Source organism: uncultured Capnocytophaga sp. (assembly GCF_937936315.1).
GTDB lineage: Bacteria > Bacteroidota > Bacteroidia > Flavobacteriales > Flavobacteriaceae > Capnocytophaga.
The window spans coordinates 149433-174358 of the sequence record NZ_CALGWU010000023.1; the positions used below are offsets into that span (position 1 = coordinate 149433).

The window sequence follows — 24926 nt, forward strand, 5'->3', positions numbered from 1 at the left end:
TTGGGTGATAATGATGAAAAAATACCTAATTAACATAATAACTTTATGCTTTTGTGGATGGCTACTAGGACAAACTTCTACTCCTATGGTAACGATTAAAGGAGGAAGTTATGTGCCTTTGTATGGAGTGAAAGGGGAGAATAAAGTGACAAAGCCCGTAAACGTAAAGAGCTTTCAGCTAGATATATACCCAGTGACCAATGCACAATACAAAGCTTTTTTGGAGAAACATCCCGAGTGGCGGCGCTCTCAAGTGAAGGGAATCTTTGCGCAGAAGAGTTATCTTTCGCACTGGAAGAGCGACTTAGATTTTAGTCCGCTAGAAGCACAAGCCCCTGTAACCCACATTTCGTGGTTTGCTGCCAAGAAATATTGTGAGTGTGAAGGAAAGCGACTACCAACAACCGACGAGTGGGAGTACGTAGCCCAAGCCGATGCCCAAAGTATAGATGCACGGAAGAAGAAACATTATCAAGAGTATATAGTGCGAAGCATGCAAACGCCCAAGACCTACCTACAGAAAGTGGGGAGCACGCCCAAGAACTATTGGGGCGTATATGATATGCACGGCTTGGTATGGGAATGGGTGGCGGACTTCAACAGTGTGCTTCTCTCGGGGGACTCGCGCAAAGACAAGCAAGGAGACGATGCTCTTTTTTGTGGCGGGAGTGCGCTCAATGCTTCCGACCTTACTAACTATGGAGCTTTTATGCGGTATGCCCTGAGAGGTAGCCTCAAAGCGAACTATACGATGCTGAATATGGGGTTTAGATGTGCTTTATAAATTACGAAATACGAAGGACGAATGACGAGATAGCCCCCGAACCCCCGAAGGGGGACAAGCTACAAAAGCGATTGCTATTTGTCTTAATGGGGATAAATGACGAATTATGAATGACGAGATACAAATTTACGAAATTATAGTTAAACAAAAAATAGATTGTGAATAAAAAAGTTTTCTTTTAGGGGCGTTTGCAGCATATACCCAGCGATAGCTGGCTTTCCTACATAACATACTTTAAAAATAATTGATTATCAGGTAATCATTTTTGATAAAACCTAAAACTTTTGCAAAATGTAGTGATGAAAATTTTGCAAACCAATTCTGACTTACCATAATAATTGACAAATGAGTTTCAGAATTTTTGGAGAGATTTTAAGAAAATAGGAGGAACTCTGAGGATCTCTGGGAAATGCAGAGGAGGTAGCTTTAATAATGAAAGATATTGAGACAAAATATAGAGCTGTTATAGAAGATTGCGAGTTGTTATTAGGTGATAATGACAACTTAAAGAATATGTCATATAACGATATAGACGAAATCTGTAATTATGTGATAGTAGAGGTGTATAAACAATCGGCTGAGCTGACGATTATAGCATTGGTGAATATCTATATCAAAGCTATGATTGTAGAGGCTAATGCAGATTATGATATATTGAAAGAATATGTACAAGAATTTCTATACTATGATGGGACAACAAGCTCGTATAGATATATAAGAGCTAAATTGAAAGAAATAAAAAGGATTATGGAACAAGGAATTGACGATAAATATCTTTATGAGAATTATGAAGATGTAGCCGATGTTCTGGAGGAATTTTTAGAAGATTTAGAAGCAAAATATGATAAAATGAAGATAAACCTTAGAAAAAATTACTATTAATGAAAACATTATATTTTATTTTATTGAGTTTGTTATTACTCAATTGTAATAACCACAATAGCAACACTGCTACAACAGATACAAAAGCAGTGGCAGATAGTACCACTGCAAAGACGACTGATAGTTTTTCGGACTTATCAGTATATCACTTGCCAGCGGTATGGACGACCCAGAATGGGGATAACATAGAGCTTAAAGACCTCAAAGGGAATGTATTGGTGGTGGTAATGATCTACACCTCTTGCAAGACCGCTTGTCCTATCCTTATTAAAGATATGCGCGAAATACGCAAGCGCGTAGATGAACAAGCTGGAGATAAACGCAAACAAGTGAAATATCTTTTGGTGAGTATAGATCCCGAGACGGATACGCCAGAGCACTTAAAAGCCTTTGCCAAAGAAAGGCAAATGGACGACGAACAGTGGCTATTCCTTCGATCTAATGAAGAACAAACACGAGAGTTTGCTGCAGTACTTGCTGTGAATTACAAACAAATATCACCAGTGGATTTCTCGCATTCTAACATCATCAGTGTGTTTAACAAAAAAGGTGAATTGGTATCACAACAAGAAGGTTTAGGGATTGACTATGACAAGACTGTGGAGGAAACAATAAAACAATTAAAAATTAACAATTAAAAATTAAAAAGAGGTTGCTCAATATTGGGCAACCTCTTTTGTTTTTAGAAAATATTTGCTTAATTATTTAAACTCTTTTTCGTGGCGTTTGCGTTCATTTTCATCTAAGTAGATTTTACGCAAGCGCATATTTTTTGGTGTTACTTCAACGTATTCGTCTTTTTGGATATATTCCAAAGCTTCTTCTAATGAAAACTTAATAGGGGGTGCTAACTTCACTTTTTCATCAGAACCAGCAGCTCGTACGTTTGTAAGTTTTTTAGTCTTCGTAACATTCACAACGATATCTCCACTACGAGAGTTTTCGCCAATTACTTGTCCTGTATAGATGTCTTCGCCTGGGAAGATGAAGAATTTACCACGGTCTTGCAATTTATCGAGAGAGTAGGGGATAGCAGTTCCTTGTTCCATAGAGATGAGTGACCCATTGATACGCCCTGCGATTTCACCTTTGAAAGGTTGGAATTCCAAGAAACGGTGGTGGATAATCGCCTCACCAGCGGTAGCCGTGAGCAATTGGTTACGCAAGCCAATGATACCGCGAGAAGGAATGATGAACTTGATAATCATACGTTCGCCTTTAGGCTCCATACTTAGCATTTCACCTTTACGAAGGGTTACCAAATCGACAGCTTTACCACTTACGTTCTCAGGTAAATCAATAGTAAGTTCTTCTACAGGTTCACATTTTACGCCATCGATTTCTTTGATAATTACTTGAGGCTGACCTATTTGTAATTCGTAACCTTCACGGCGCATTGTTTCGATGAGCACTGAGAGGTGTAATACCCCACGACCATAAACAATAAACTTATCGGCACTATCGGTAGGTTCTACACGTAAAGCGAGGTTTTTCTCTAATTCGCGTTCCAAACGTTCTTTGATATGGCGAGAGGTTACGAACTTACCATCCTTACCGAAGAAAGGAGAATCGTTGATAGTGAAGAGCATACTCATTGTAGGTTCATCGATAGCGATAGTAGGAAGTGCTTCGGGATTTTCATAATCGGCGATGGTGTCACCAATTTCAAAGCCTTCTAAGCCAGCAATCGCACAAATGTCGCCTGCTTGTACTTCCTCTACTTTTTTACGCCCTAAACCATCAAATAAGTGTAGTTCTTTAATTTTAGATTTTACAATACTTCCATCACGTTTCACTAATGAAATATTCATACCAGCTTTTAGGATACCACGGTGCAAGCGACCGATAGCGATACGACCTGTAAAGGTAGAATAATCAAGAGAAGTGATGAGCATTTGCAAGCTACCTTCTTCAATTTGAGGAGCAGGGATGTGCTCTACCACCATATCGAGTAGAGGAGCGATGCTATCTGTTTTTTTGTGCCAGTCTTCAGACATCCAGTTTTGTTTAGCTGAACCATAGACAGTAGGGAAATCGAGTTGCCAATCTTCGGCACCGAGTTCAAACATCAGGTCGAATACAGCTTCGTGTACCTCATCAGGTGTACAGTTTTCTTTATCGACTTTGTTGATTACCACAATAGGTTTCAACTTCATTTCGATAGCTTTTTGGAGTACAAAGCGCGTTTGAGGCATAGGACCTTCAAAAGCATCTACTAATAGAAGTACGCCATCAGCCATATTGAGGACACGTTCAACCTCACCACCAAAGTCGGCGTGACCAGGGGTATCAATGATGTTGATTTTGATGTCTTTATAAACAACAGATACGTTTTTAGAGAGGATGGTAATACCGCGTTCGCGTTCGAGGTCGTTATTATCTAATATCAGTTCGCCTGAATCTTGATTGTCGCGAAAGAGTGCACAATGGTGCAAGATTTTATCAACGAGGGTAGTTTTTCCGTGGTCAACGTGGGCAATAATAGCTATATTTCTAATAGCGGTCATAGATATAATTTATATTTTTTAAAATTGAGGGCGCAAAGGTACGAATAATTTGTCAATTAGCAAATTTGTGAAATAGCATTTTTTTTAACTATTTAGTGTCCGCAGTTGCAATTAGCGCCTCCAGAACAGCCTTTCTTTTTGTTAAAAAACAATTTTTTTACTAAGAAAACAGCTGCTATTGCTACTAAAATATAGGCTATAATTTCTTGTGTTCCCATAGTGAATTTATTTTAAAAGTTCGAATGCTACATTTACTTGAGCTTCGATAGCTATTTTACCTACGGCTAAAGTATTATCATTTCCGTTGGCAGGGCTTCCTAAACTCATTTTGCTCATTCTTTCAACGGGTTGTATATCGTTGAAATGAGAGTTTACTTCCTTGATTTTGATAGCTTTACCAATATTTTGGTCTAAACTTACCGCATAGAGTAGGGCTTTTTTACGGGCATCATCGATAGCTGCTACACGGGCTTCTTGCAAGAGTTTTTCTTTGTTTTTTACTCCAAAGCTGATACCATCAATTCGGTTTACTCCTGCATCGAAAATAGCATTCATCAAGTTGTCGTACTTGCTGATATCTTCTAATTTGATATTGATATTTTGCACGACACGATATTTATTCAGTTTGTTATAATCGTCTTTATAAAGAGATACATAGCTGGTTTGGAAATTCTCCATAGGGAGTTCCTTACTCAAAAGTTGTAATACTTGAGCCACAGCTTCGCCGTTCTTTTGTCGAAGGTTCTTCAAATCAAGCCCTTCTTTTTCGATACTGATAGAGATATTTACCATATCGGGGGTTGCATATACGATGCCTTCGCCTACAACTTCGACGGTAGGCGTTTGGTTTTGTGCTATTGCCATTGTTGATATTAGCGAAAATAATACAAAGTAGTGTTTCATATTTTTTTGATGTTTATTTTAGATTTTGAGAATCTCGGAGAGACTTGGAGAGTCTAGGAGAATCGGATGTTAATAAGTCTGCCAATTACTCGGGGTATTCGATACGCACGTGGTAGATATTGGTGAGTTTGTTTTTAAATATGCGTTTGATAGCTTCAATTTCTTTGAAAGATATATCGGAATTAGCAAATTGATTGTCATCTAATTGTTTTTTGATGATACGATCGACGAACTCATTGAGAGCTTCAAAAGTAGGGTTTTTAAGACTTTTGGTAGCGGCTTCCACCGAATCAGCCATCATCAGTATAGCTGTTTCTTTGGAGAAAGGAATAGGACCTGGGTAGCGGAAATCTTCTTCTTTAGTGCCTTCGGGATTTAGATCTAAGGCTTTGCGATAGAAATAATAGGTAAGACTGCGTCCGTGATGAGTTTTGATGAAATCGATGATGCGTTTAGGCAGTTTGTTTTTATGAGCGAGTTCGACACCATCGGCAACGTGTTTGATAATCACCTTAGCACTTTGTTCAGGAGTGAGCTGGTCGTGAGGGTTGAGGCTTGTTTTTTGGTTTTCAGTAAAATAAATAGGATTTTCCATCTTACCTATGTCGTGATATAGTGCTCCTACACGTACCAATAGTGTATTAGCGCCAATTTCGGCAGCAGCAGCTTCGGCAAGATTTGCCACCTGCATAGAGTGTTGGAAAGTACCAGGAGCTTTTTCGGAGAGTTGGCGCAAAAGTTTGGTGTTCGTGTCGGAAAGTTCCAAGAGAGAGACATCGGAAACTAAGCCAAAAGTACGTTCATAGATATAGGTAAAAGGTTGTGAAAATAGGATTCCTATACCATTGAGAATGAAAAGAGTAAGCAGAGAGATATCGAGCCCTTTGAGAGTCCCTTCGGTAATGGTATGGAAAGCGATATAAATAATTAAATAGGCAGCCGTGATGAGTCCCGCTGATACAAAACTACTCAATCGGTAGTGCATTCCCTTAGGAGTGAGGATGATAGCCATAGCAGCTACAATTTGTATGAACACAAACTGGAAGCTATTGGGCACAATGAAGCCCGTGATGAGTATGGTGCTGATATACACAAAGAGGACAGTACGCAAATCGAAAAACGACTTGAGAATGAGCACCATCATTCCTACGGGGACAATATAGATATAATCGGGAAAATAGCGAGAGATGAGTCCGACGAAAAGAATCATCGTGAGCATATTGAGCAAGATAACGCTCAATTTGAGGTTGCTTTTGTATATCTTCTTTTCGTATATTTTTAAGTATAACACCATTAGTGTCAATACTATAGCTACTAATGTATAATAGCCTGAGAGCGACCAATTATAGTTATTTTGACTCCACGTTTGAGTCTCATATTCTTCTTTAAGAGATAAGAGAGTGTTTAGTTTTTCACCTTCTACCAATTCACCTTTGGCAATGATAAGTTTTCCTTTGTTCACCCATCCACGCGTATAGACAATCTCTTTGAGGTTTTGATTTAGGGCTTTTTGGGTAAAATTTTGGTCGATTACAAGATTAGGGGTGAGGATATCAAAGAAAAGGTCGTAGTAATTTTTGAGATGTTCGTTGTAAGGAGCTGTATTGAAATAGTTTTTAATAGCATTATTTAGCTGTTGAAGGTATAATACGTGAGAGGCTGAGACCTCAATAATTTGGTTGTTTTGCTTGATAATTGCGATTTCGGAAGTTTTGAACACAGGAGGGTTGAGCATTATCCCATTGTGATAGCTTTCAGTTAAAAATGTTTCAGCTTTGTGGAGTAAAAGCTCTTTTTTGTGTTTAGACAATTGATTGAAATAGCTATTTTTTTTCTGTTCAAACTTCTGTTTCGCACTTATAAAGGCAGTTGTATCTTGTTTGTAATAAACGGTAGATTGATTGGTAATTTGTTGTTTTTCAGAGTTTATTTGTTGCTCTGTTTTTTTTAGAGGGAAATCAAAAGGAGCATATAGATTGTCGTGTTGCCAAAGTTCACCCTTGCGAAATTCATATTTAAACTTCGCTTTTTCGGGGAATACTTGCAAGATAAGCACTAAGGCGATGACAAAGGCTAAAATCTTGAAAACAAGGGATTTTTTAATAAATACTTTGATATTTTTGAGAGTCATCATCATTTTCTTCGTTAAAGTAGAGGCAAAAGTACAAAATAATTAGAAATTACGAATGAAGAGAGAGAATTTTTTTAGGTGATAGCTAATAAGATAAGTAGTATTCAAATATTTTTAGTTTTACATTATTCTCAATGCTTTGTTCAATTAGTTAAGTATTCATCAATAAGTAAAGTATATATTTTCTTCGTTTATTATTCGTTCTTTCTTCGTTTATTGTTTGTTATTGGACTTATTGTGGAAAATGCAAGAAAAAGGCGGTTTTGTTATGAATATTACAATTTAAGTAAAAGAAGGTAGTAAATGGTAGCTGAGGAGGTTAGTAGAGCCATTTCCAATAGTAAGTTGCGATGTAGTTCTTGGCATTTCAAAAAAAAGTTGTATTTTTGTCGCCTCAATAAAACTATATTCGGAAAAACTTTGTTACAGTATAAACGTCAACTCACTTTCATTGTCAGCTTATTGGTAGTAAGCTCTTGCTTTTGGTATGCTGAATCATTTGCCTTTAGGACAGCTGGTTTTAACTATACCTATTCTTGGGCAGTACGCGATACTATTAAAAAAGACACTATAGAACCTAAGAACGATCGTCGTGGGCGACGTATCAAGCCCAAAAAGACTTCAGGAAAGGCTAAAGATTCCCTTAAAAACGATACTATTAAGAAACCTAAGAATGCTTTGGAAGACATAGTGAAATACAAGGCTAAAGATAGTATTGTGTTCAATAGGGTAAAGAATGAAATCATCTTGTACAATGAGACCAATGTACAATATACTGATATTGACATTACAGCGGGCGTAGATGTGATTAATTATGAGAAAGGAGAGGTATATGCAGGACGTTTGAAAGACAGTTTAGGTGAATACAGTCAGCACCCTGTATTTAAGCAGGGTAGTGATGTGATAGAGCCAGATTCTATTCGTTTTAACTATCGTAACCAGAAGGCGATTATCCGCAATGCTTATACCAAGCAAGATGAGAATAATATAAAAGGCGAGATCATAAAGAAGGAGAATGACTCTACTTACTTTATGAGAAATGCTATTATCACTACTGCTGAAGACCTTGACGATCCTGATTATTACATCAAAGTACGCAAAGCTAAATTTGTACCTAAGAAAAAGATTATAGCAGGTTTTAGCAATATGTATATAGTGGATATTCCTACCCCTTTAGCTATTCCGTTTGCTTATTATCCTATGGTGTCAGGACGCTCATCTGGACTTATTTTTCCTACTTTTGGTGAGGTGAATAACCGTGGTTATTTCTTACAAAACATAGGTTATTACTTTGTGATTAGTGACAATTTTGATCTTTCACTTACAGGTGACTATTATACTAATGGCAGCTATGGTCTTAGGGCTCAATCGGCTTATGTGAAACGATATAAGTATTCAGGAAGTTTTAATCTTTCTTTTGAAAATAACATCTATAGTATGAAGGGGTTACCCGATTATTCAGGTAGTCGTATGTATAACATACAATGGTCGCATTCCAAAGACGGCAAGGCTAACCCGAATTCTAATTTTTCAGCTTCAGTAAACTTATCGAGTAATAGTAGGTATTATCAAGAATCATACAATCAAGTAAATACATCAAACTTTTTGAACAACACGATGATGTCGTCTATTTCGTATTCTAAAACATTTCCTGCCTATCCTTCAATTAACTTATCACTATCGGCATCACATTCTCAGAATACAAATACCAAAAGCATTGATATGACCTTGCCTTCAATGCGTGCAAGTATGGAACGCATTTACCCTTTTGCAAGAGAAGGGCAAGCAAAGAAAGGACTTATTAAGAGTTTGAATTTTCAATACAGTATGCAAGCTGACAATCGATTTGCAACTTATGACAGCTTATTTTTTAGCAAAAAGATGTTTGATGATGCTAAGAATGGAGTACGACACTCTATACCTATGAGCACAACAGCTAAACTATTTAAGTATGTTACCTTGGGGTTAAATTCTTCTTTGAACGAAACGTGGCAGTTTAAAACAATTCGTCGCAAAGACTTTAATAGTACTACGGGAAAGATAGGAGTTGATACACTTAGTGGTTTTGACCGCTTTATGACATACAACCTCGGGGCGAGTCTTGGTACAACTATTTATGGAACTTTTCGATTTGGTAAAAACTCTAAAATACAAGCAATTCGCCACGTGATGCGACCTTCAGTGAGTTATGGTTATAATCCTTCTTTTGATCAGTATTACGATTATTACATTTCGGATGCTTATGGCAATCGTTCACAATACACCCGTTTTGAAGGCGGCATCTATGGTACACCAAGTTTAGGTGAGTCACAATCAATAGGGTTCTCACTTGCAAATACCTTTGAAGCTAAAGTACGACAAAAAGATAGTACTGATGTAGAGCCTAAAAAGGTAATGCTTTTGAATAGTCTGAACTTCAGTTCTAATTACAATGTAATTACAAAGCAATTTAGTCCTCTAAATATTACAGGAGGAACTTCATTTTTTAATAATAAACTCGGAGTGAATTTTGGAGCTACCTTAAATCCTTATGCAATAGACAACAATGGACGACAAATGGAGAAATGGAATATCAATAATGGAGGTAGTCTCTTTAGGCTTACTAATGCCAATATTTCTACTAATTATTCATTCTCAAACAAAGATAAAAAGGATAAAAATAAAGACAAAAATAAACAGACAGGCACTGTTGCTGGAGGACGGACTGATGATCTCTTTGGTTCTTCTAAACCGCTGAGTGAAGTTCAAGATATGGATAAAAATCGTAAAGAAGACGAAGATAAGGATGAGAAGAAAACTTATTACAAAGCAGTTGTTCCTTGGGATATAACCCTTGCACACTCTCTTACCTACAGTAATCAAGCACGTGAAAGTAGGATTGCTAATAATTCACTGATGTTCTCTGGAAATGTATCCCTCACTCCTAAATGGCAAGTAGGACTTTCTAGTGGTTATGATTTTGTAAATCAAGGATTCACTTACACTCAAGTACGTTTTGAACGCGATTTGAATAGTTTCCGTATGAGTTTTCAGTTTACTCCTTTTGGTTATCGTAGTTCGTGGTATTTCTTCATTGGTATCAAAGCGTCAATGCTTTCAGATTTGAAGTGGGAGAAAAACAAAGAACCAGATCGTACACTAAGATAGGTCTAATATTTTTACCTAAAATCACCTTGTTATGAAAGAAAAGATACAACAACTTCGTGAAGAGCTTAATCAGCACAATTATAACTACTATGTGTTAGATAATCCTACAATTTCGGATTATGAGTTTGACCAAAAACTTAAAGAGCTACAAGCTTTAGAGCAAGCACATCCTGAGTTTTACGATGAGAATTCTCCTACTGTACGTGTGGGTGGAACTATAACTAAAAGTTTCCCCACTGTAGTACACGAATATCGTATGTACTCATTAGATAACTCTTATTCTAAAGAAGATTTAGAGGAATGGGAACAACGTATTATTAAAACATTGGGCAGTGACCAAATTAATTTTACTTGTGAACTGAAATACGATGGTGCTTCTATAGATTTATTGTACGAAAACGGCAAACTCAAACAAGCTACTACTCGTGGTGATGGTATTCAAGGTGACGATATTACCGCTAATGTACGTACAATTCGTTCAGTACCCTTGGAACTCAAAGGCGATTATCCGGAACATTTTTATATCCGTGGAGAGATAGTAATGCCTAAAAAAGCCTTTGAAAATCTCAATAAGGAACGTATAGCAGCTGGTGAAGACCCTTTTATGAATCCTCGTAACACAGCTAGCGGTAGCCTCAAATTGCAAGATACTTCCGAGGTCGCTAAACGAGGTTTAGATTGCTTGCTCTACTTCTTGGTAGGGAACACGGGTGTAAAAAGTCAGTTTGAGAGTTTAAAAAAAGCGCGCGAATGGGGCTTTAAAGTACCTAATATTTCTAAATTGTGTCATTCTACTGCCGAAGTGATGGACTTTATCAATGAATGGGATACCAAACGCTACACTTTGCCTTATGAAACTGATGGGGTAGTGGTAAAGGTAGATAGTATTGCCCAGCAAGAAGAGTTAGGATATACCTCAAAATCACCGCGTTGGGCAATGGCTTACAAGTTCAAAGCAGAACAAGTAGACACTGTTTTAGAGAGTATTTCCTACCAAGTGGGGCGTACAGGAGCTATTACTCCAGTGGCAAATCTCAAACCCGTGTTATTAGCGGGAACTGTAGTAAAGCGTGCTTCATTACATAATGCTGACCAGATTGAAAAACTCGATATTCGTATAGGTGACTCGGTATATGTAGAAAAAGGGGGGGAAATTATCCCTAAAATTGTAGGAGTGAACTTAGATAAGCGTGAGGCTGATGCTCAACCTGTGCAATATATCACCAATTGTCCTGAATGTGGTACTGATTTAATACGTAACGAAGGTGAAGCGCAACACTATTGTCCTAATACCTATAGCTGTCCGCCCCAGATTACGGGTAAAATACAACATTTTATCTCACGTAAAGCAATGGATATAGAAGGCTTAGGAGAAGAAACAGTAGAACAACTCTTCCGTGCTGGTATTATCCATACTTATGCTGACCTCTATGAGGTAACCGTAGAGAAATTGCTCCCCTTAGAGCGTATGGCACAAAAGAGTGCTGAGAATATTGTAAAAGGTATTCAGAAATCAAAAGAAATACCTTTTGAACGCGTACTTTTTGCTTTGGGGATTAGATATGTAGGTGAGACTGTTGCCAAGAAGCTGGCACGCCACTACAAAAATATTGAAGCACTTGAAAATGCTACAATAGAACAATTAGTAGAAGTAGATGAGATAGGCAACCAAATAGCTGCCAGTGTAGTAAATTTCTTTGCAGATGACTATAATCGTAAACTTATTGATAGACTCAAAAGCTATGGATTACAATTTGCTCTTTCAGAGGAATCTACTGAAGGACAGACAGATACCCTTAAAGGACTTACTTTTGTAGTTTCGGGAGTTTTTAGTTTGTATTCTCGAGATGAACTCAAAGCCTTGATTGAACAACATGGAGGTAAAGTAGGATCATCTATTTCATCAAAAACTAACTATGTGATAGTAGGTGACAATATGGGGCCTAGCAAGAAAGAGAAAGCAGAACAATTGGGGGTAAAAATGATTAGTGAAGAAGAGTTTCAATCGTTAATAATCGGTTAAATATCTGTTTAATTTTGGTGTATTAAGGTAAAAATCTTACCTTTGCCGCCTATTAAAATGAAAAATATAAGAATTGATGAAATTTTTACATTATATCTTCTTGGGAGTGCTATGTGCATTACCAATGTTAGGACAATCTCAGAAAAAAACCGTATTTAAAGTAGTTTTGGATGCTGGACACGGAGGTAAAGATCCTGGTAAGGTAGTAAACAAAAACATTTACGAAAAAGATGTAGTACTGAAAATCGTATTATTAGTAGGTAAAAAACTAGAAGCTCATCCTGATATAAAGGTTATTTATACACGTAAGACTGATGAGTTGATTGACCTTTATGAACGTGGTGCTATTGCCAATAGGAACAAAGCAGATGTGTTTGTATCAGTACATTGTAATGCCCATGAAACACAAGTGGATGGAGCAGAGACCTATGTGTTAGGGTTACACGCTAATGAACAGAACTTTGAAGTTGCAAAAGCTGAAAACTCAGTAATCTATTTAGAGGAAGATTACAAAAAGAAATATGCTAAGTATAATATCAACTCCCCAGAATCGGTGATAGGACTTTCAATTATGCAAGAAGAGTTCTTAGAGCAAAGTATACAATTGGCTAAAATAGTACAAAACCAGCTAACAAGAGTTATGAAACGCACCAATAGAGGTGTGAGACAAGCAGGGTTCATTGTACTACATCAAACCTATATGCCTAGTATTTTGATAGAAACAGCTTTTCTTACAAATAATGAAGAGCGTAAATTTCTTATTTCTGCTAAGGGACAAGAAGAGTTTGCAGAAAATATAGCAGAAGCAATACTTACTTATAAAAAGTGGGTACAAGGTAAAAGTTCTTATATTGCACCAGATGATAGTGTTTCTCAAGTAAGAGGAAGAGGTTCAAAACAAATCACTAATAATAGAACAAATAATAATGAGTTGAGTTATAAAATACAGATATCTTCAAGTCCTAAGAAATTAGAAACTAAAGATTTTAATTTCAAAGGACTCTCTCCTATATCTGCAGAAAAAGATGGAAAGGTGTATGTGTATTATTATGGAAATGCTTCTAAACACCGAGACGCGATTGATTTATTGAATAAAGCAAAAAAAAAAGGCTATAAAGATGCTTATATTATAGCATTTTATCAGAAAAAACGTATTACAATAGAGAAAGCCAAACAATTAGAAAAGTAAAACTTATTGAAAATAGAAACAGATGAAACTATCTAGAGAAATAAAAACAGCAATTATAGTAGTAGCGGGTATTGTCGCTTTCTACGTAGGCTTCAACTTTTTGAAGTCTAAATCATTATTTCATAAAACAAATACTTATTACGCTTATTTTCCTCATTCAGGTGGATTGAAAACTGGTACACAAATCACTGTGAATGGAGTGAAAGTGGGAAGCGTAGAAGCTGTGGACTTAGAAGAAAAAAGTGCTAAGATAAAAATTACTATGGAGTGTTCAGATGATTTTAAATTCTCTAAGAATAGTGTAGCTGAACTCTACAATAGTTTGCTTGGAGGAGCAGGATTACAAATCATTCCTGCCTTTGACAATGCTCCTGCAGCTGTATCAGGCGATGTATTAGAAGCACGTGTGCAAGAAGATATGCTTGCCTCTCTATCATCTTCTATTAAACCTACACAAGACAAGCTTAATCACCTTTTAGGTCAAGCTGATACCACTCTTACAGGGATAAATACTGTTTTGGATGCTAAAACTACTAACGATTTGAAGAATGCTATTACTGAACTTGGAGCAACAATGCGAAATCTTAACCAAGCTTCAGTAACCCTAAACAAGATGTTGGTTGCTAATCAAGCTAATTTGAATGCTACTTTAACCAATGCTAATAAAATCACTACTGATTTATCAAAAGTATCAGGACAGCTTTCAGAAGCTGAACTCAACAAAGTAATTGCCAATGCTCAAACTACACTTACCAATCTCAACACTCTTTTGGCTGATGTAGAAGGAGGTAAAGGCACTATTGGTAAACTACTAAAAGATGAGGCTCTCTATAAAGATTTGGATAAATCGGCTAAACAACTTGAACTACTATTACAAGATTTGCGTTTGAATCCTAAACGTTACCTTCACTTCTCTGTTTTTGGTAAAAAAGCTAAAGTATACGAACCAAACGACGAAGAAAAAGCTGAATAAACATATTGATGAGCTTCCTTCCTAACATAGTATTTTTAATACTTCTCTGTATAGGAGGAGGCTTTTTTATTTATAATATACGCAAACTTATTAGGAATATCCGTTTAGGAAAAGCTGAAAATACCTCTGGTAATCACAAAGAGCGACTCAAGAATATGTTATGGCTTGCCTTAGGACAACAAAAAATGTTAGTACGTCCCATAGTAGGAATACTACATATTGTTGTATATGCAGGTTTTTTGATTATCAATATTGAGTTATTAGAAATTCTTATAGATGGTATTTTGGGTACTCATAGAGTATTTGCTCCTTTAGGAAAATTTTATAATTCTCTGATAGCTTCTTTTGAGATATTAGCTCTTTTAGTAATTGTTTCAGTAACTGTATTTTGGATACGACGACATATCCTAAAAATACCTCGATTTCACAAATCAGAGCTCAAAGGTTGGGCTAAAAAAGATGCAAGTAATATCCTCTATGCCGAAATGATGATGATGAGCCTTTTCTTGCTGATGAATGCTGCCGATGCCCAATTACAAGCACTGCAAGTACCTCATTATATACAAGCAGGAACTTTTCCTATAAGTCAATGGCTACGCCCATTATTACAAAATGTTTCTGTAGGAACTCTTATTATCATAGAACGCAGTTGTTGGTGGTTACATATCATTGGGATATTGTGTTTTTTAAACTACTTATATTATTCTAAACACCTACATATTCTATTAGCATTTCCTAATACTTATTTCGCTTCTGTACGTCCGTTAGGCACTTCTAAGGTAAACCCTGTGGTAACACGAGAGGTGAAATTAATGTTAGATCCTAATACCGATTCATTTGCAACACCTCAAGATAATATCCCTACCGATAATTTTGGAGCTTCAGATGTAGCAGATCTCACTTGGTTACAGTTGATGAATGCTTATACTTGCACCGAGTGTGGGCGTTGTACTGATGAGTGTCCAGCAAATCTTACAGGTAAAAAACTTTCTCCTCGTGCTATTATGATGAAAACTCGTGATCGATTAGAAGAAGTAGGTAGAAATATCGATAAGCACGGTGATTTTGAGCCTGATGGTAAACAATTGTTAGGTGACTATATTACCCCAGAAGAACTATGGGCTTGCACCACTTGTAACGCTTGTGTAGAAGTCTGCCCTGTAGGAATTAGTCCGTTGTCTATCATTATAGATATGAGGCAGTATTTAGTTATGGAACAATCGGCAGCCCCTACAGAACTTAATGTAATGATGACTAACATAGAGAACAATGGAGCCCCTTGGGCATATAGTCAAGCTGATCGTACTATAATTATTGATGAATAAAAAGCGAGTTTATATTTCCGTTATCTAAAATAATTTACTATCTTTGCGGGAATTTTGTAGGGTTAAATAGACTACTTAATTTATATTAATGGAAAATCCAGTATTACATTTAAAAGAAGTATCAGTATATCAGAAGAATAATCTTATTCTATCCAATGTGAATCTCACAGTTGGAAAGGGAGAATTAGTATATCTTATAGGCAAGACAGGATCAGGAAAAAGTAGCTTAATCAAGTTACTTTATGGTGATTTACCTCTTACTAAAGGACAAGGGAAAGTAGTAGGCTTCAATCTTAAAAATCTTACAGAAAATGAAATTCCTCTGCTTCGCCGTAAGTTAGGAGTTGTATTTCAAGATTTCAAACTACTCACTGATAGAAATGTGTATAATAACTTAGCTTTTGTGCTGAAAGCTACAGGTTGGACAGAAAAAACGAAAATAGAAAAGCGCATAGAAGAAGTGCTTTCTAAGGTGAAAATGCAGAATGCAGGATTCAAATTTCCTCACGAACTATCAGGAGGAGAACAACAAAGAGTAGCTATTGCACGAGCTTTATTAAACAACCCAGAACTCATTTTAGCAGATGAACCTACGGGTAATTTAGATCCTGAAACTAGTGTAGAAGTAATGCAAGTTCTTAAAGAAATTAACGCTTCAGGACGTACTATACTAATGGCTACTCACGACTATGCTCTCATTCTTAAATTTCCCTCTAAAACTTTAAAATGCGATGGCGAACGTATTTTTGAAGTAGTACAAAGAAGAGTAAATAATGAGTAAATAATGAGTAATAAGTGAAGAGTTATTAATAATTAAATATAATAAAATAAATAGATAATAATGACAATAAAAATATTAGCAAACGATGGTATTTCTGATTCAGGAAGAGAAGCGTTAGAAAAAGAAGGCTTTGAAGTTATTACTACAAAAGTAGCTCAAAATCAACTTATAGACTACATAAATAAACATGCTATTGATATTCTTTTGGTGCGTTCAGCTACTCAAGTACGTAAAGATATCATTGATAGCTGTCCTTCGCTGAAACTTATCGGTAGAGGAGGGGTAGGTATGGATAATATAGATGTAGCCTACGCTCAAAGTAAAAATTTGCAAGTAATCAATACTCCAGCCTCTTCAGCTAACTCTGTAGCAGAACTTGTATTTGCTCATCTTTTTACTGGAGTGCGTTTTTTGTATGATGCTAATCGTAATATGCCTTTAGAAGGAGATACTCAGTTTAACGAACTGAAAAAAAACTATACTAATGGTGCAGAATTGCGAGGTAAAACAATAGGTATTATAGGTTTCGGACGCAGTGGACAAGCCGTGGCGCGTATTGCTATAGGTTTAGGAATGAATGTTTTAGCTTATGATCCTAAAGTAAAAGAAGCTGTAATTACACTTGAGTTTTTTGATGGGCAAACCTTGCCTTTTACTATCAAAACAGTTGAAAAAGAACGACTACTGATAGAATCTGACTTTATTACTCTTAATAATAGCCCACAAGGAGGCTATGTGCTTGATACCCCAGAGTTCAATTTGATGAAAGATGGGGTAGGTGTAATAAACTTAGCAAGAGGAGGAGCTCTCAACGAGGTTGCACTCATAGAAGCCTTGGAGCATGGCAAAGTAGCTTTTGCAGGCTTAGATGTATTTGAAAACGAACCTAATCCTGCTATACAAGTACTTATGCACCCACAAATATCGCTCACCCCACATATAGGGGCAGCTACCAACGAAGCACAAGACCGTATAGGCCTTGAATTAGCCTCACAAATTGTAACCTTATTAAAATAATTTATACTATGGCAGGAATTTTAGATTTCTTAGGAGGAGATAATCTCCAACAACTCGTGAAAGGATTAAGCGAGAAAACCGGTATTGGAGCTGATAAAGTAAGCTCAGTAGTAGATTCTCTCAAGTCAATGTTGGGCAATGCTGAAAGTAGTGATATCTTGAACAAACTTACTGGTGACGGACAATCATCTACTTTGAATGCTATCAGTGAAAAAACAGGTGTTTCATTGGATGGTGTAAGTAAAATTTTTGAGAATTTAACTCCGATGATTTCCAATTTTTTCTCAGGTAAAGGCGGAAATATTAGTGAAATGATTACTTCTTTTTTTGACAAAAATAAAGATGGTAATGTGATGGATGATATAATGGGAGGTATAGGTAATCTCTTTGGTGGAAATAAATAATAGTTCTCATACACTAAAATCTTATTACTTTGCCAAAGTTTTTGTGCTTTGGCAAAGTAATTTTTATTTTAAATGAATACTGACGAATACTTTATGCAAAAGGCTTTGGAAGAAGCCCAACTCGCTTTTGAAGAAGATGAAATCCCTGTAGGGGCTATTGTCACAATTGATAATAGAATTATAGCCAAGGCACATAATCTTACCGAGCGTCTAAACGATGTGACAGCTCATGCTGAAATGCAAGCTATTACCATGGCAGCTCATTATTTAGGTGGTAAGTATCTCACAAATTGCACTATGTATATCACTTTAGAACCTTGCGCCATGTGCGCTGGAGCTTTGTATTGGAGCCAGTTGTCACGATTAGTTTATGCTGCTGATGACACCCATAGAGGTTTCAAAGCAATAGGTGGTAAGTTACACCCTAAGACAGAGGTAGTTACAGGTGTTTTATCAGAAGAGGCTACAGCATTGTTAAAACAATTTTTTCAACAGAAAAGAAAATGAAAAAAAACTTTGCTCTTATATTGTTATTTCTTTTGGGAATGAACACTCTTCTTTCCCAACCTATAGATACTTTAAGAGTAAAAGATTCATTATTACAAGGTATTTCTCCAGAGAGAGAGGTAAAAAATAGAGAGTTTTATAAAAAAATAAAGAGATTTTTCAATAAATATAAACTCACTAAAAACCTAAATAACCTCATTGTAGTTGAAGAAAAAATACCTGAAGGTATTACAACTACTACAACTATTACCCCTAAAAAAACACCTTCTTATCAAGGGAAAATCATTAGAAATATTATTATTACTACCTTAGATCCTTTTGGTTTTGACGAAAGAGATTTGAGTAAATCCCCTCGTACTCGTTTAGAACGTTATGGCAATGCCCTACATATAAAAACCCGCGAGAGTACAGTACGTAGGATGCTTTTATTTAAAAAAGATAAAACTTTAGATACCCTTCTTCTGAGTGAAACTGAACGTATATTGCGTAATCAACGGTATATTCGTAGAGCACAAGTTAAAGCTATGGCTGTGGAGGGAGCTTCCGATTCCATAGATGTAGAAGTGAATGTGCTTGATAGTTGGTCTATATACTTTGATGGAGACTTTACTAACAGTAGAGGATGGACTCGGCTTACGGAACAAAATCTCTTTGGGATAGGACACGAACTTTCACTTACCTATCAACAATACTTCTCAGGGATTGGAAATAATGGTAAGGGCTTTAGTTATGTAGTAAGAAATATAAGAAATTCTTATATCAATGTACGAACAGGCTATTATTCTGATTATGAGAATGAGTTTTCAAAAAGTATACAAGTAGAACGACCTCTCTACTCACCTTTGGCACGTTGGTCTGGACGCCTAGGTTATTATGAAAACAGATTTGAGGATGAGAGTATTAGATATAGAGATTCTATTTATACTCCTATTCTAATGACACGTTCTTTCGATGCTTTTGGTGGTTGGGTAAAACCTATTAAGAAAGGAGAAACTAAACTTATTCACAATTTTATTGTAGCAGCAAGATTTCGTAATATTAGCTATTATGAAAAACCTTCTTTAGATTTGGATTCTCAACAGTATTACAGTAATGAAAATTTGTATCTCACTCAATTTAGCTTAAATAGTACAGGATTCATAAAAGAACGTTATATTTTTCGCAATGGTGATATTGAGGATGTGGGAATAGGTCATTCTATATTTCTCACTTCAGGTATTTTATGGAAAAATAAGGCTACGCTACCTTATCTTGGGATTGGATTTGCCTCAGCAAACTATAATAAGAAGGGCTATCATTCTATTAATTTTGAAGTAGGTTCTTTTTTTGAAAAAGGCAATGGTAAAGAGACTGTCCTACGAGGTCAAGGTACCTATTTTACTAAATTATTTACAATAGGCGATTGGCATTTTCGTCAGTTTTTGCGTTCCTCATTCGTAATAGGACTTAATGGAAGTATATACCAGCGCAATAATATCAATTTAAATGATTCTAATGGCATTTTAGGCTTCAATAGTAGTGAAGTATATGGTACACGTAAACTAATTTTTACTTCTCAAACACAAGTTTATGCGCCTTTTCAGCTAATTGGTTTTAGGTTTAGTCCATTTCTATCAGCCGATACAGGTTTTATAGGTAGAAATAATACAGCTTTTTTTAAAACTGAAATGTATTCTAAAGTATCTTTAGGGTTTTATATTTCCAATGACTATCTACCTTTTGGAGCTATAGAGTTTTCATTTGGCTACTATCCTAACATACCTGGAACGGGTAAGAATATTTTTAAATTTACAGGGATTACTAACGAGGATTTTAGATTGCATAGTTTTTCTCAACGATTACCAAATGTTGTATCTTTTAGATAATAAATGCTTTACAATAAGAAAAATTAAAATAAACATTTGCGCAATTCATTTATTTACTGTACTTTTGTATCATTATAAAAGCAAATTATGTTACAAAATAATTACCAAGAAGAAACCTTTGCTGAGGAAGACGTGATGGAGCTTATAGATGATGAATGTCATCTCATTTTATACAATGATGATGTCAATACTTTTGATCACGTTATCGATACTTTAGTAGAGGTTTGTCATCACACTTTTGAGCAAGCCGAGCAATGTGCTATTATTGTGCATTTCAAGGGAAAATGCGATGTAAAAACAGGAAGTTATGAATATCTAGAACCTCTTTGCACCGCGCTTCTTGATGCTGGACTCTCTGCTCAAATAGAAAATTAATAATTACTATTTTTAAAATTATTCACTTTTAACTATTCACTAAAATCGTGGAACTAAAACTATCAAAACCTATTTGTTTTTTTGACCTTGAAACTACGGGTATCGATATTATCAAAGACCGCATCGTTGAAATATCTATCTTAAAAGTCTACCCCAATGGCAATAAAGAAAGTAAAACGTGGCTTGTAAATCCTACTATTCCTATCCCCAAAGCTGCCTCAGATGTACACGGCATTACTGATGAGCGCGTTGCAAATGAACCTACTTTCAAAGAGCTTGCAAAGCAAATCCACAATATGATAAAAGATTCTGACCTTGCTGGCTACAATTCCGACCGCTTTGATATTCCATTACTTGCTGAAGAAATGTTGCGTGCTGAAGTAGATTTTGATTTGGGGAACCGCGTATCGGTAGATGTACAAACTATTTTTCACAAAATGGAACAGCGCACTCTCTCGGCGGCTTATAAGTTCTATTGTGGTAAAGACCTTATTGATGCACATACTGCTTCAGCAGATACCAATGCCACTTATGAAATCCTCAAAGCCCAGCTTGACCGTTATGACAGCTTAGAGAACAACATCAAAAAGCTCAGCGAGTTTACTTATCGCAAACAAATAGCCGACTTTGCTGGTTTTATTGGATATAATGCAAAAGGCGAAGAAATCTTTACTTTTGGTAAACACAAAGGCAAACGTGTAGAAGATATTTTTGACGAAGAACCAGGATATTTTGGTTGGCTTCTCGGTGCCGATTTCCCATTGTATACTAAAAAAATTCTTACGGCTATCAAGCTCCGCAAATTATCGGCTACTATTAAATAAAAAATAGCTCTAAAACTTCAGCAAAGTTCCAAATTTTGCTAAAGTTAGATTTTTCTACATTCATTTTTATTTATGGAAACAAACACCGACTTAGAAGAAGAAAACAAATCCATTGCACGCGAGTATAAAGAACTCTTGCGTATCAGTTATCAAACCCTTAGCGATGAAGATAAAAAGCTCATTCGATTAGCGTTTGACACCGCTGTTGATGCGCACAAAGACCAACGCCGAAAAAGTGGGGAACCTTATATTTTTCACCCTATTGCTGTAGCTAAAATTGTCGCTTCACAAATAGGATTAGATGCCATAGCCATTGCGTCAGCTTTATTACACGATGTAGTAGAAGATACCGACTATACGATTGAAGATATGGAAAGACTTTTTGGTAACACTGTGGCACATATTGTGGAAGGACTTACCAAAATTTCGAGTATGAGTCGTGAAAATGACATCTCTTTACAAGCTGAGAACTTCCGAAAGCTTCTCCTTACGATGAATGATGATGTGCGCGTGATTCTCATCAAAATTGCCGACAGACTCCACAATATGCAAACGATGGATTCGATGGCAGAATACAAACAAGCCAAAATAGCTTCGGAAACACTCTATATTTATGCGCCTATTGCTCACCGCATTGGCTTGTATAATATCAAAACAGAATTAGAAGACCTCGCACTTAAATACACTGACCCCGAACGCTACAATAGTATCCTAAACAAAATGGAGGAATCCAAAGAAGAACAACAGGAATACATTGAGGCGTTTACCAAAATAGTAGAAACCTCTTTAACACAACAAAAAATTGATTATTACATCAAAGGGCGCCCCAAATCAATCTATTCTATTTATAGGAAAATGGAATCGCAAGGTGTGAGTTTTGAAGAAGTTTACGATAAATTTGCAATTCGCATCATCTATAAAAGTGAACCAGCTGAAGAAAAGTTTTTGGCTTGGAAAATATACTCTATTGTTACCGACCACTTCCGTCCTAATCCCACCCGATTGCGTGATTGGATTTCCTCACCTAAATCTACAGGTTATGAAGCCTTACATATTACTGTAATGGGTCCAAAAGGCAAATGGGTAGAGGTGCAAATACGCAGCGAACGTATGCACGAAATCGCTGAAAAAGGTTATGCAGCCCATTTTAAGTATAAACACGGCGACCAAAAAGAAGAAGGCATCGAAATGTGGCTTAATAGGTTGCAAGAAGTCTTTGAAAACAGCGAGGCAAATGCTGTAGACTTTGTAGAAGATTTCAAACTCAACTTGTATTCTAAAGAGATTTTCGTCTTTACCCCTAATGGTGAGATAAAATCTCTCCCGAAAGGTGCTACACCACTTGATTTTGCTTTTTCAATACATACAGGAGTGGGTTTAAAAACACGTGGAGCCAAAGTAAACAATAAATTAGTGCCCTTAAACTATGTATTAAAGAGCGGTGAAACAGTAGAAATTATCACTGCTGAAAATGCAAAACCCACTAAGAACTGGCTAAACTATGCTACAACTGCTAAAGCACGTAGTAAGATAAAAAATGCTTTAAAAGAAGAAACAAAAGCTGTTGCTGCTGAAGGAAAAGAGATTTTAGTTCGAAAATTAAAGCAATTGAAGGTTACTCTTAATGAAGAAGTAATGAATGAGCTAGTGAGTTACTTCAAAACAAAGACTAGTTTAGATATTTACTATCAAGCAGGAACGGGAGAAATCAGCAACCAAATGCTGAAAGAGTTTGTATCTCATCGCACGTCTTTCTTTGGCTTATTCAAAAATAAAGTAGTTAAAAAACCTACCGACGAACCTGTTTATTCGCCGAACGTTCACTATGATAGCATTGTGTTTGGTAAGGAAGAAGAATCTTTAGACTATACTTTTTCAAAATGTTGCAATCCTATCCCTGGTGATCCTATTTTTGGGTTTGTTACTATCAACGAAGGGGTGAAGGTACACAAAAAAACTTGCCCCAATGCTATTTCGATGCAATCGAATTACGCTTATCGTATCATTCAAGCTAAATGGGTAAAATCTGATGAAAGAGATTTCAAAGTGAGTCTTAGAATTAGTGGTATTGACCGCGATGGACTCATCAGTGATATCTCAAAAGTGATTTTGGATAGCAAATTTGTAAAACTTACCAATATTAATATAGATACAGAAGGTAATGTATTCAGTGGAAAAGTCTCTATTTCAATCAACAACAATGCTACTTTAAAAAAACTGATGCAAGATATTAAGAACATCAAAGGAGTAGATAAAGTAAACAGACTGTAATATGCGTAAATTAACGAATAATGAACTCAATAGATTGGATATTGAGCAATTTAAGAAGGCAGAAAAGACACCTCTAATAGTAATTTTGGATAATGTGAGAAGTTTGAACAATATAGGTTCTGTTTTTCGCACTTGCGATGCTTTTTTAATTGAAAAGATATACCTCTGTGGGATTACCGCCACTCCTCCAAACAAAGAGATTCACAAAACAGCTTTGGGTGCGACTGATAGTGTGGCGTGGGAATATGTAGAAAACACACTTTCGGTAGTAGAAAAGCTAAAAGAGCAAGAGGTTTATATTATCAGTATTGAGCAAGCTGAAAATTCTACAATGCTGAATGATTTCCGATCTAATGGAAATCAAAAATATGCTATTATCTTTGGCAACGAGGTAAAAGGAGTGGAACAAGAAGTAGTATCAGCTTCTGATGAGGTGATAGAAATCCCACAATATGGTACTAAACATTCCCTGAATATTTCGGTGAGTGCAGGAATTGCTATTTGGGAGTTAGCAATGAAGCTCAGGAACTATACAATGTTATAAAAATAAAATTAGAAATGATAAACAAAAAGCCTGATAACAATATGTTATCAGGCTTTTTTACAGAGCGGGAGACGAGGTTCGAACTCGCGACATTCAGCTTGGAAGGCTGACGCTCTACCAACTGAGCTACTCCCGCAATTATAGTGATATAAATATATTTTCCGAGTGCAAATATACAATTATTTACTATAATCTTCCAAATTTTTTAATACTTTTTTATTGTATTTTTTGTAAATAAAAAAGTAAAGACTTATAAATCAATGATTATTTTTCTCATTACTTTTCTTCTGATAAAGATAAAGACAAACGAATGAAAATAAATACCCAGCATTTATGGATAATAATAATAAAGTTCCACGTAAAGGGTGGGTCCAACTACCTATAAAACTTTCATCAATAGCATAAATCAACAATATAATATAACGTGAGTTCGACGTAAGAAAAGTTATTTTTTATTTGCAAAAAAGGGATAGT

At 36.1% G+C, this 24926-nt stretch carries 21 protein-coding genes and 1 tRNA gene; 17 read left to right on the plus strand and 5 right to left on the minus strand.

Features of this window, described 5'->3' with window-relative positions; translation table 11 throughout:
* Positions 1 to 13 precede the first annotated feature (13 nt).
* From Q0162_RS03620 to Q0162_RS03630, 3 genes are all read left to right on the plus strand, one after another.
* The gene (locus Q0162_RS03620; protein ID WP_297889284.1) at positions 14 to 784 is read left to right on the plus strand and encodes a formylglycine-generating enzyme family protein; all 771 of its coding nucleotides are present in this window, start codon (positions 14 to 16) and stop codon (positions 782 to 784) included.
* 513 nt (positions 785 to 1297) lie between these two features.
* On the plus strand, positions 1298 to 1666 hold the full coding sequence (locus Q0162_RS03625) for a hypothetical protein (RefSeq protein ID WP_297889220.1): 369 nt from the start codon (positions 1298 to 1300) through the stop codon (positions 1664 to 1666).
* Positions 1666 to 2304 carry an SCO family protein gene (locus tag Q0162_RS03630; protein WP_297889223.1) on the plus strand — a complete coding sequence of 213 codons (639 nt, stop codon included), beginning with the start codon at positions 1666 to 1668 and terminating at the stop codon, positions 2302 to 2304. The genes Q0162_RS03625 and Q0162_RS03630 overlap by 1 nt, the downstream gene beginning before the upstream one ends.
* Positions 2305 to 2367: 63 nt before the next feature.
* Here Q0162_RS03630 and typA read toward each other — a convergent pair whose 3' ends face one another.
* From typA to Q0162_RS03650, 4 genes are all read right to left on the minus strand, one after another.
* Positions 2368 to 4173 carry a translational GTPase TypA gene (typA, locus tag Q0162_RS03635; protein WP_297889226.1) on the minus strand — a complete coding sequence of 602 codons (1806 nt, stop codon included), beginning with the start codon at positions 4171 to 4173 and terminating at the stop codon, positions 2368 to 2370.
* Positions 4174 to 4265: 92 nt separating this feature from the next.
* Entirely contained in the window at positions 4266 to 4391 is a 126-nt protein-coding gene (locus Q0162_RS03640; protein WP_002678112.1) for a FeoB-associated Cys-rich membrane protein, read from the minus strand.
* Positions 4392 to 4398: 7 nt separating this feature from the next.
* Positions 4399 to 5076: an SIMPL domain-containing protein gene (locus tag Q0162_RS03645; RefSeq protein ID WP_297889232.1), complete on the minus strand. Its 678-nt coding sequence runs from the start codon at positions 5074 to 5076 to the stop codon at positions 4399 to 4401.
* 85 nt (positions 5077 to 5161) lie between these two features.
* Entirely contained in the window at positions 5162 to 7210 is a 2049-nt protein-coding gene (locus Q0162_RS03650; RefSeq protein WP_297889287.1) for an HDIG domain-containing metalloprotein, read from the minus strand.
* A 417-nt stretch (positions 7211 to 7627) separates the two neighbouring features.
* Here Q0162_RS03650 and Q0162_RS03655 point away from each other — a divergent pair, with 417 nt between their 5' ends.
* From Q0162_RS03655 to Q0162_RS03720, 14 genes are all read left to right on the plus strand, one after another.
* Complete coding sequence (locus Q0162_RS03655) at positions 7628 to 10354, plus strand: putative LPS assembly protein LptD (protein ID WP_297889234.1); 2727 nt, start codon at positions 7628 to 7630, stop codon at positions 10352 to 10354.
* 31 nt (positions 10355 to 10385) lie between these two features.
* Positions 10386 to 12377, plus strand: a complete 1992-nt coding sequence (ligA, locus tag Q0162_RS03660) for an NAD-dependent DNA ligase LigA (protein ID WP_297889237.1) — start codon at positions 10386 to 10388, stop codon at positions 12375 to 12377.
* Positions 12378 to 12453: 76 nt separating this feature from the next.
* Positions 12454 to 13566, plus strand: coding sequence for an N-acetylmuramoyl-L-alanine amidase (locus Q0162_RS03665; protein WP_297889239.1), 1113 nt, complete (start codon positions 12454 to 12456; stop codon positions 13564 to 13566).
* A gap of 22 nt (positions 13567 to 13588) precedes the next feature.
* Complete coding sequence (locus Q0162_RS03670) at positions 13589 to 14539, plus strand: MlaD family protein (protein ID WP_297889241.1); 951 nt, start codon at positions 13589 to 13591, stop codon at positions 14537 to 14539.
* Positions 14540 to 14547: 8 nt separating this feature from the next.
* Complete coding sequence (locus Q0162_RS03675; protein ID WP_297889243.1) at positions 14548 to 15864, plus strand: (Fe-S)-binding protein; 1317 nt, start codon at positions 14548 to 14550, stop codon at positions 15862 to 15864.
* Between the two features lie 88 nt (positions 15865 to 15952).
* Positions 15953 to 16645, plus strand: a complete 693-nt coding sequence (locus tag Q0162_RS03680; protein WP_297889246.1) for a cell division ATP-binding protein FtsE — start codon at positions 15953 to 15955, stop codon at positions 16643 to 16645.
* A 60-nt stretch (positions 16646 to 16705) separates the two neighbouring features.
* Positions 16706 to 17662: a D-2-hydroxyacid dehydrogenase gene (locus tag Q0162_RS03685; RefSeq protein ID WP_297889249.1), complete on the plus strand. Its 957-nt coding sequence runs from the start codon at positions 16706 to 16708 to the stop codon at positions 17660 to 17662.
* Positions 17663 to 17670: 8 nt separating this feature from the next.
* Positions 17671 to 18066 (plus strand): DUF937 domain-containing protein, encoded by a 396-nt coding sequence (locus tag Q0162_RS03690; RefSeq protein ID WP_297889253.1) that lies wholly within the window; start codon positions 17671 to 17673, stop codon positions 18064 to 18066.
* A 72-nt stretch (positions 18067 to 18138) separates the two neighbouring features.
* Complete coding sequence (locus tag Q0162_RS03695) at positions 18139 to 18573, plus strand: nucleoside deaminase (protein ID WP_297889256.1); 435 nt, start codon at positions 18139 to 18141, stop codon at positions 18571 to 18573.
* Positions 18570 to 20438 carry a hypothetical protein gene (locus Q0162_RS03700; protein ID WP_297889259.1) on the plus strand — a complete coding sequence of 623 codons (1869 nt, stop codon included), beginning with the start codon at positions 18570 to 18572 and terminating at the stop codon, positions 20436 to 20438. Before Q0162_RS03695 ends, Q0162_RS03700 begins: the two co-directional genes overlap by 4 nt.
* Positions 20439 to 20525: 87 nt before the next feature.
* Complete coding sequence (locus Q0162_RS03705; protein ID WP_009413122.1) at positions 20526 to 20813, plus strand: ATP-dependent Clp protease adaptor ClpS; 288 nt, start codon at positions 20526 to 20528, stop codon at positions 20811 to 20813.
* 47 nt (positions 20814 to 20860) lie between these two features.
* Positions 20861 to 21637: a 3'-5' exonuclease gene (locus tag Q0162_RS03710; protein WP_297889265.1), complete on the plus strand. Its 777-nt coding sequence runs from the start codon at positions 20861 to 20863 to the stop codon at positions 21635 to 21637.
* 72 nt (positions 21638 to 21709) lie between these two features.
* The gene (locus Q0162_RS03715; protein WP_297889268.1) at positions 21710 to 23908 is read left to right on the plus strand and encodes a bifunctional (p)ppGpp synthetase/guanosine-3',5'-bis(diphosphate) 3'-pyrophosphohydrolase; all 2199 of its coding nucleotides are present in this window, start codon (positions 21710 to 21712) and stop codon (positions 23906 to 23908) included.
* Position 23909: 1 nt separating this feature from the next.
* On the plus strand, positions 23910 to 24452 hold the full coding sequence (locus Q0162_RS03720; protein ID WP_297889270.1) for an RNA methyltransferase: 543 nt from the start codon (positions 23910 to 23912) through the stop codon (positions 24450 to 24452).
* Between the two features lie 63 nt (positions 24453 to 24515).
* Here the strand turns inward: Q0162_RS03720 and Q0162_RS03725 are convergent.
* Positions 24516 to 24588, minus strand: a tRNA-Gly gene (locus Q0162_RS03725).
* Positions 24589 to 24926 lie beyond the last annotated feature (338 nt).